Genomic DNA, 9,167 nt, shown 5'->3' with positions numbered 1-9,167 from the left:
GCATTCATCCAAATATATAAACTAAAATAAACTAAAATAAACTAAAATAAACTAAAATAAACTAAAATAAACTAAAATAAACTAAAATAAACTAAAATAAAATAAAATAAAATAAAATAAAATAAAATAAAATTAATTCACAAACAGCTCTGGCGATGAGTTTAAGCCCTGCGTGGTAAGTTTAAGCCCGACGTGATTAAATTAAGCCTGATGTGGTGAGATTAAGTTTATAAGAGATTAACTGATTAAGGATTCGACTGGACTTATACAGATATTCTAGAGGTTATGGACATAAAATGAATGAAATCATTATCTGGATACTAATTGTATTTTGCCTGACACAGTCTGCTATTTTTTCAGGGCTGACGATCGGTATTTTCGGTCTTGGAAGGTTGAGGCTTGAGATTGAAGCCGAAGCAGATAATAAAAATGCAATTAAAATCCTGCAGGTCCGGCGTGACTCAAATTTCTTGCTTACGACTATGCTCTGGGGGAACGTGGGCATAAATGTCCTTATCGCGTTGCTTACAGATTCCGTAATGGCAGGAACCTCAGCTTTTCTCTTCTCGACCTTTGGTATTACCTGTTTTGGAGAGATTGCTCCCCAGGCTTATTTTTCCAGGAACGCGCTTGCGCTTGGGGCAAAGCTGACTCCTCTTGTCCGCTTTTACCAGATGCTGCTCTATCCGGTTGCAAAACCGACAGCCCTTATCCTTGACTGGTGGCTGGGCAGGGAAAAACTTGATCTGTTCAGGGAGCAGGCAATGAGGATTATGCTCGAAAAACATATAGAGTCCGGAAAGACCGATATAGGCACTTTTGAAGGGATAGGGGCCCTGAACTTTCTTTCCATAGATGATGTCAACATTTCTGACGAAGGTTCTATAATAGACCAGAGGAGTATTATCTCTCTTCCTGTGGGAAATAACCGCCCTGTTTTCCCGTCATTCAATAGAGAACCATCTGACCCCTTCCTGCAGAAAATAGAAGCATCCGGAAAAAAATGGGTAATCATCACCAACCCGGCAGATGAGCCTGTAATGGTGCTGGATGCGGACGGCTTCCTGAGGGATGCAGTCTATAAGAAAGGACCTTTTATTCCGCTTTCTTACTGTCATTTCCCTGTAGTGGTAAAGTCTCCGAAAACCAGGCTTGAGAAAGTAATCCGACAGTTCAAGGTGTATCCGCAGTACCCGGAAGATGATGTAATTGACCAGGACCTCATTCTTTACTGGGGTGAGGAAAAGCGCATAGTAACAGGGTCGGATATTCTGGGCCGTCTGCTTCGCGGAATTGTGGTCGAATGCGATGTGGGCTCAGGATGTGAGACACCTGCTCCTTCCCCACAGCCCAGATTCGTCAGAAGGACAGTTTTAAGAAAAGGGAAGAAAAAAGAAACCGAAGAACCAAATAAAAAATAACCAAAAGAGAGGTAAAGAGGCAATCTTCAGTGTTTAAGGAAGCTTTCATTATTTTGATATTCTCCAAAGCTTCTGTTTCTTTTCTTCTCATTAATCACATTCCCCATTCCCGCCGGAAAAACGCCCTTCATCGATTTTTGAAGGCATCAGAATTTATTTCAGGAAACCTGTGCTATGAATAGCTTTAAATTATAATCCGCCGATATACCTGAAAAATGTCTTATTTCTTTGAAATTATCATTGTCCTTGTTCTTATAGTGCTTAATGGTATTTTTTCTCTGTCAGAATTTGCCCTGGTTTCAGCCAAGAAAACCCGCCTCAGGCAGAGAGCGGAAGAAGGGGACACACGGGCGGCCAGTGCGCTTAAACTTGCGAACGATCCCACTCCGTTTCTCTCGACAATCCAGATCGGAATCACCCTTGTAGGCATCTTTGCAGGTGCATTCGGTGGAGCAACGATAGCAGAAGAACTGGCAAGTTATCTTCAAGAAATTCCTGCTCTCGTCCCGTACAGCGATGCGCTCAGCATCGCTCTTGTAGTACTCGTAATAACCTATTTGACCCTAATATTTGGGGAACTTGTTCCAAAGCGGCTTGCTCTTAACAATGCGGAAGCAATTGCTTCTCATGTAGCAAAACCTATGTTTTTTCTCTCTTTCATAGCAAAACCACTGGTGTTTATTCTAAGCCACTCGACCGAGACCGTACTCCGGCTAATGAGGTTCCGGAAGACAACCGGACCACCGATAACAGAAGAGGAAATCAAGATTATGCTTGAGGAAGGAACCAAAGCTGGAGTATTTGAGAGAGCCGAATTGAGTATGATAAAAGGTGTTTTTGATATTGGTGACCGTCGGGTTGAATCATTGATGACGCATCGCACTGATATTATCGCACTCGACCTGGACGATCCCGTTGGTGAGAACCTGCGAAAGATGATTGAAAGCGGTCGATCCAGTTTTCCAGCGTACGAACGAGATCTGGACGACGTTGTCGGGATGGTGTCCGTAAAAGATATCCTGGCAAAGCTCGTGGAAAGCGGTACTGTTAATATCAGAGCCTCGGTCACTAAACCGCTCTTTATACCTGAAGCTATCACCGTCCTGAAACTCCTCGAATCGTTCAAGGAAACAGGCGTGCATGTTGCCCTGATTACGGATGAATATGGAAGCATCCAGGGCATTATTACCCTGCATGACATTCTTGAAGCTATAGTGGGTGATGTCCATACCCTTGGCGAACCGGTAGAAACACAGGTGATGGCTCGAGAAGATGGTTCCTGGCTTATTGACGGGGACACGTCTATTGAAAAATTAAAGGAAGTTTTATCCGTAGATTCCTTTCCAGGGGAAAAAGAGGGATATTACCGGACTATTGCCGGCTTGATCATGTTCATCTTGCAGAGGATCCCTAAAACAGGAGACCATATCGAATTAAGGGGACTGCGCTACGAGGTGGTTGATATGGATGGTAATCGAATAGACAAAGTGCTGGCCACGCGAGTTCCCGAAAATCCAACAGAATAAATACTTTTTTTCTACAAAATAAAAAATTATTCCCTGTACGCAGGGAAGGTCAAAACCCCTATTTCCTGAAGAGGCGAACCTACTGCAAAGTGGTAGAGATCCTGGTACTCAAGCCCTTTAAGCCCCAGGGTTTCGTGCAAAGGGTCATCGAAAAAACACCCTATCCCGCAGCCCCTGAAACCGCGGGCCTCTGCTTCAAGGTAAAGGAGCTGCCCCAGGATTCCACATTCCCAGAAAAGGTAAGGGTACATCCATGAGCCGGATGTTTTCAGAGGCTCTTCGAACTCCGAAAGCATGCAGGCAGTAAAACAGGCATCTTCTGCCTTTCTCTGCGCACATGAAAGCTGGGCTGCAAAATGATGCAGTTCCTCTTCCACAAGCAGGTAAAATTCAAGATCATGAGGACAGCTTTCAGGTCTTTCCCACAGAAAATCCGACCTGAAGGCGGTTTTAAATTTCTCCTTTTCTCCGGGTTTCCGCAGAAATATATAAAGACCTTCACGAAGTCCCTTCACCCTGTTTACAAAAAGGAGCAGGTGTGCAAAGGGTCCGAAAGCAAGCGTATCGAAAACCGGGTTTTTATCGGGAAGGGTTCTCCGCAGTATGCCGTAGAAACTATCTTTGTCCATGTAAGCACTGTTATTCATTTCCAGAGCACTTCTTCTCCTGTGAATCACGCTACGCAGAGGGACCGTATCCAGGCCTGAAGGGATTCCGTAGCCAGAAATTGTCCCGGATAAACCTGCATCTCGCCTTTCAGGCTTAAGCTCCGGCTTTTTTTCCTCGGCATGGGGAGTTCCTTTCTTCCTGGTTACTGAAGCAGCCTTTTCAATATCAGCCCATTCTACATGCGCAGGACTCAAGCGATTAGGGATACCATTCCAGGAAAGATTTTCAAAATCAGAAAGTGCAGATGAAAAGACCTTACCCGATGGACATTCCTTTCCTGCAGGATAAACTGCAAGCAGACAGGCAGGCTCCTCTTTTTCAGGGCCTCGCTTTCCGGAAACGCCCAGAAGTTTTGCTATATCCTCCGAACCCGTATCCACAAGAAGGCTTGTTCTCCAGCCAAGCCCTGCTGCTGCAAAGGTAAGGGCAGCAATAGCATGTCCGAGATCATGGTTTGCATACCTGAAAGCCCGGATGCCGTATTTCCAGGCAACCCGCCAGTAAATTGAAGTAAGCCCTATGAAAAATGTGCCGTCCGGAAAGCCGGAACTCAGCTTTTCCCAGGTCTCCCGGGAAAATTCAGTTCTTAACTCAAGCGCATGCGGCAAAGGAGCGTAATGGCAGACAGCCGGTTTTTCCAGAAGCTTCGAAACCGGCCCGGAAATAAGGTAAACCTCTGTTGGGTGAAGGTTTCCGCTTGAAGGATTAATGCGGAGAGCCCATCTCATACTTTCTGCTTTTTTCCATACTGATAGGGCAAAGCTGTCAAAAAAAAGCTGAGAAATGCTGTTCCGGTTCAGCCCCGAAGGTTCCAGTTTCTCCGGAGAAAATGCCTGTTCATATGCAGGAAAAAGTTCGGACTTTATATCTTCTCCACTCCAGGTGTCGAGCTTTAAAACCGGAGCTCCTTTGTAGTTAAGAAAAGGGTCTGGCTTGATTGACATTTCAAGGAGTTGAGGACCGGGAGCATAGGCTTTAAAGCCATGCTTGCTAGCCTGATGATAAGACAGTATAGCTTCAAGTTCTGCATTCATAACAGGGCACCAGCTTTGCTACCGAATAATTTTCAATCCGTAGATTTGGCTTCTAATTGTTAGAGTTCAATTTTCAGAGGTATTATGCTTTTTTCAGAGCTTTAAGGACGGCTTTTCCAAAGGCTTCCGCACTTTTTGGGTCTCGTCCTGTCACTACCCTGCCCGAAACTACAACTTCCCTGTCCTGGTAGACAGCCCCATGCTCCTTAAGTTCGTGTACAGTATCCGGGCTCTTAAAAACCGTACTTTCCTTCCCCTTCAGGACCCCTGCTCTTGCCAGAATCACGGGCGAGATGCAGATCGCAGAAACTACCTTTTTAAGGGAATCAGCTTCCTTTACGAGTTCATGCAGGTACTGATTGTTCCAGAGGTACTTTCTTGAGCCTGGCCCTCCGGAAATTACGATTGCATCATAATCATCAATTCTGGCTTCTGAGATCTTGATATCAGGCTTAATCGTACCTCCCAGTGCTCCTTTTGCAGTTTCAGTAAACTCGGCTGCGACCGTAACCTTTGCCCCTGCAGCTTCAAATATCTGCTTTGGAACAAAGCATTCTTCATCCCTGAACTGCTCCTGAGCAATAACAAGCAAAATCTTTTTTCCTTTGGGTTCTGGTTCTGTCATCTGGCTACCTTCCTGTATATTTAAAATGCGAGATTTCTGTCTATCTTCATTGAAAAACAATAAAGTCTGAAGAAAGATGGATTACTGAGAGACAGGAGTTCTGTTTCGTATTGTATCCTGCAATGTATCTGAAAAGACCGAAATCGAAAGCTGATGAGAGTTTATATTAGTTTATTTACCTGAGAGCTTAAATAGACATACAATCTTACTCAGAAATTGCATTAAAGGAAACTGCAGTAACCCTACCCGAGTAAGAAGATATTCTTAAAGATATAAATGGATGTCTTTTCGGAAGTATAAACACATTTTACAAAAAAATTAAAAATTCAAACCCTGAACAAAAGCCAGAGCTCAGTGGAATTTACATGGTAAATTATAATATATACAATATATATCGAGTATTGTGGATATATATCATATATTAAACATCCCTTTACTCATATACCTGATACCAGAAGATATATTCCGGCTGAAATCCCTGCTCCCATAAAGGTCGCAACAAAGTTTACCCCACTGTTTGAGAGCAGACCCCTTTTCTGAAGAGTAGCCCCGAGAAAGCTGTCCACATTTGTTCCGATAAAGCCTCCTGCAGTTGTAATAAGGACTGAAAGCAGAAGGTCGTCAGATATCCCTAGAACATAACCGAGCACGCCTATGACTGCAGAACCAAAAATTGCGGCAAGTTCCCCCAGCGAGGAAACAGCCCCATCAGCTCCGGGTTCCGAAAGCTTGAGAGTTGTGATCATTCTGGGTCTTCCTTTTGCCGTGGTCCCGATTTCACTTGCCAGAGTATCGCCTGTAGCGGTTGCAACAGTTCCCATGTAGGCATAAATAATCGGAAGGCTATGTTCCTGGAAAACACCATATGCTACTGCCAGGACAAGGGCTGCGGTACTGTTCGAGAATACGTTTTCATAGCTCCTGATTCCGTCTTTTGCCTGAGCAATCCCGATTGATTCCTTGTATGCGTACTTGTATCTGGTAAACCCGCCTCCCAGAATGAAAAAAGTAAGCAGAAGCAAAAACCACGGAAGTCCGCTGAAAACAATTATCAGGACTCCAAGAAGGGCAGCACTGAGGAGGGCAGAAACGTCGGCAATTTTCGCCCGGTACGCCAGTGCACCGAGGAAAAGGGAGAAGGCAAGGGCTACAAGCATTTTCTCAGGAGGGACCCAGTACCTGAACTCCTCAAAAATCCACATCGTCATCCCTGCCCCCAGAGTCACAGGGATATTACTGTCTATCTTTGAAGGAATGGACTCAAAAAGAGAACCCGTAACTGCTCCAATAACAGCTATGAAAAAAACAAAGTTATACGAGATCGGAAGTCCCTGCCAGTAGACAATCCAGCTTGCTGCAAGAAACGCCGCAGTAATCCTGAGTGCAAGAAATATCGAACTCCATAGCAGTGAAAAACCTCTCTTCTTCATCCTGCTCTTTCTGGAATCTAAATCCGCCGTAAAGCCTCTTTCCGAAAAAAAAGAGCTGTGGTTTCCTACTGCTGCAACTGCAAAGGCGGCAAGGACTATATAAAATGGGAATGTGTACGGAAGGTCTTTAGAAACTGCAGAAACAAGCAGCATCAGTGTAAGGGAAAAAGAAAGGCTGACTGCATCTCTGCTGCAGGAAAGAAACTTTCCAGAAAACCTCAGTCCCAGAAAAAGGACAAGAGAAAGAAGGAGGAGGAGATCTACCCCTGCAAAAGGAGCTATCAGAATAAGCAGGAGATATAAGATGTGCATCACAGGAATTCCGTGATAGGAACTCCCATTTTCGAGGAGGGGGGTAGCTCTGTTCATTCTAAGACATCTTTTGTTTTTTATTCTTCCTGAGAAGCTACATAAAATAGGTTTTTCTTTATAAAAAGATAGTTGTTTTTCCTTCAAACAATTGTTTAAAATGAAATAAGATTTAAAAATATTTATGTATCTTATTACTTACGCTCGGAAAGGTTTTCACGCCAGCTCTGGAGGGTATTCAAAGAGCAAAGTAACTTTTTTGTAAGAAACTTTACTCCACAGACACCTGCTACTAATTTTATATCTCAGAAAGACAGACACCTGCGATCCGGGAGACAGTCTTTTTTGAGAATTTGTTTGAGTGGTTTTCGGTCTTCTTTTGCTATAAGAATCATTTTATTTAAGGATAAGTGTAATTAGCAAAACAGACAGATAATTATTGCAGTTAACAAATCCAGTTAACAAATCCAGTAACTGGTTGAGATCTAATTTTATGCTTGCTGTGAGGGGAAAATAATGAAAAATTATGACCTGATTGTGATAGGCACGGGTTCCGGAATGAATTATGTGAACTCAATTATCGATTCGAATCCGGAGCTAAAAATAGCTGTTATAGATAAGGACGAACCCGGGGGGATCTGCCTGACCAGAGGGTGCATCCCTTCAAAGCTTCTGCTCTACCCTGCAGAGCTTGTCAGGGAACTTGAGACAGCTCCGCTTTTCGGCATTAAGCTCGAGATAAAAGATATTGACTTTCGCATGATCATGGAGAGGATGCGCAGGAATATAGGGGAAGACATCGAGATGATCAGGCAAGGGCTAACTGAGAGTACTTACCTTGACTATTATCCCGAAGCTGCCGAATTTATATCCCCGTATACCCTCAGGGTTGGAGAAGAAACCCTTCACTCTGAGATGATCTTCCTGTGTACGGGCTCAAGGCCTGCAATCCCGCCTGTTAAAGGGCTTGAAGAAACCGGCTACCTTACAAGCGACACTGTACTTGGACTCAATGAATGCCCGAAAAGTCTTGCCATTCTCGGGGGAAGTTACATAGGAGCCGAGTACGGGCACTTCTTTTCAGCCATGGGGGCAGAAGTCACGGTTATAGGGAGAAATTCGCATTTTCTTCCCCAGGAAGAGCCAGAAATCTCCGAACTTGCCAGGATAAAGATGTCGGAATATATGCGGATCCTTACAAACCACGAAGCCATAGAGGTCAGAAAAGAAAGTAACGGGCAGAAAACCGTTGTTGCAAAGGAAAGAAACTCGGGAGAGGAGACAAAAGTTACTGTAGACGAAATCCTGGTGGCAACAGGCAGAGTCCCGAATACTGATATCCTCCAACCCGAAAGGGCAGGAATCAAGACCGATTCCCAGGGCTGGATTTTAGTTGACGAGTATCTTGAAACCTCCCAGCCAAATATCTGGGCTTTCGGGGACGCAAACGGAAAATATCTGCTCAAGCATGTAGGAAACTATGAGTCCGGAATAGTTTACCTCAATGCAATCATGAAAGAAAAAGTAAAGGCAGATTACCATGCCGTACCGCACGCAGTTTTCTCCTACCCTGAAATTGCAGGCGTAGGGATGTCAGAACAGGAAGCTATTAAGGAGTACGGGGAAGACAGAGTCGTGATAGGCTTTAAACTCTTTGAAGATACGGCAAAGGGAGCTGCTATGGAAGCCAGGGATTATTTCGTAAAAGTGATTCTGGACGGGCAGGAAGAAAAAATTCTGGGCGCCCATATTATAGGCCCCCATGCTTCGGTCCTGATCCACCAGGTAATTCCTCTCATGTACACGGCATCAAGAAGTGCAGAGCCAATTATCCGCAGCATGGACATCCACCCGTCCCTCAGTGAGGTTGTCACAGGAGCCTTTTACTCCAGGCAGTCCCCTAAACACTACCACCATATTATGAAACATCTCGGGCTTGAGGACTGAAAAGCTCAGTTTAAAGGTTGAAAAAACCGCTGAAAAGACGAATTAAATACTGAAAGCTTTGCTCAAACGAACTAAATTACGATTTCTTTGACCCATACAACCTTATTCGCCGTACTGGGTCGTCACTGTCACGTTCGACGCAGGAGAGCGGCTTTCAGACAAAAAAGAAGTGAAAATAAGAACCAGAAAGTGAAAACTCCTGAGAA

At 44.3% G+C, this 9,167-nt stretch carries 6 protein-coding genes; 3 read left to right on the top strand and 3 right to left on the bottom strand.

Going from position 1 to position 9,167, the window contains the following annotated elements:
• Positions 1 to 296 precede the first annotated feature (296 nt).
• Entirely contained in the window at positions 297 to 1,421 is a 1,125-nt protein-coding gene (locus EO93_RS02120; protein WP_048160954.1) for a DUF21 domain-containing protein, read from the top strand.
• A gap of 215 nt (positions 1,422 to 1,636) precedes the next feature.
• Positions 1,637 to 2,947 carry a hemolysin family protein gene (locus EO93_RS02115; protein WP_048160951.1) on the top strand — a complete coding sequence of 437 codons (1,311 nt, stop codon included), beginning with the start codon at positions 1,637 to 1,639 and terminating at the stop codon, positions 2,945 to 2,947.
• Positions 2,948 to 2,973: 26 nt separating this feature from the next.
• Here EO93_RS02115 and EO93_RS02110 read toward each other — a convergent pair whose 3' ends face one another.
• From EO93_RS02110 to EO93_RS02100, 3 genes are all read right to left on the bottom strand, one after another.
• Positions 2,974 to 4,650, bottom strand: a complete 1,677-nt coding sequence (locus EO93_RS02110) for a nitroreductase family protein (protein WP_048160948.1) — start codon at positions 4,648 to 4,650, stop codon at positions 2,974 to 2,976.
• Positions 4,651 to 4,732: 82 nt separating this feature from the next.
• Positions 4,733 to 5,275 (bottom strand): DJ-1/PfpI family protein, encoded by a 543-nt coding sequence (locus EO93_RS02105; RefSeq protein WP_048160946.1) that lies wholly within the window; start codon positions 5,273 to 5,275, stop codon positions 4,733 to 4,735.
• A gap of 437 nt (positions 5,276 to 5,712) precedes the next feature.
• Complete coding sequence (locus EO93_RS02100) at positions 5,713 to 7,074, bottom strand: TIGR00297 family protein (protein ID WP_048135107.1); 1,362 nt, start codon at positions 7,072 to 7,074, stop codon at positions 5,713 to 5,715.
• Between the two features lie 456 nt (positions 7,075 to 7,530).
• Here EO93_RS02100 and EO93_RS02095 point away from each other — a divergent pair, with 456 nt between their 5' ends.
• Positions 7,531 to 8,961 (top strand): dihydrolipoyl dehydrogenase, encoded by a 1,431-nt coding sequence (locus tag EO93_RS02095; protein WP_048160944.1) that lies wholly within the window; start codon positions 7,531 to 7,533, stop codon positions 8,959 to 8,961.
• Positions 8,962 to 9,167 lie beyond the last annotated feature (206 nt).

It is taken from the genome of Methanosarcina sp. 1.H.A.2.2 (assembly GCF_000979975.1).
Classification (GTDB): Archaea; Halobacteriota; Methanosarcinia; order Methanosarcinales; family Methanosarcinaceae; genus Methanosarcina.
Note: the sequence above shows the minus strand (reverse complement) of the source record. Positions and strands in the feature narration are given on the sequence as shown.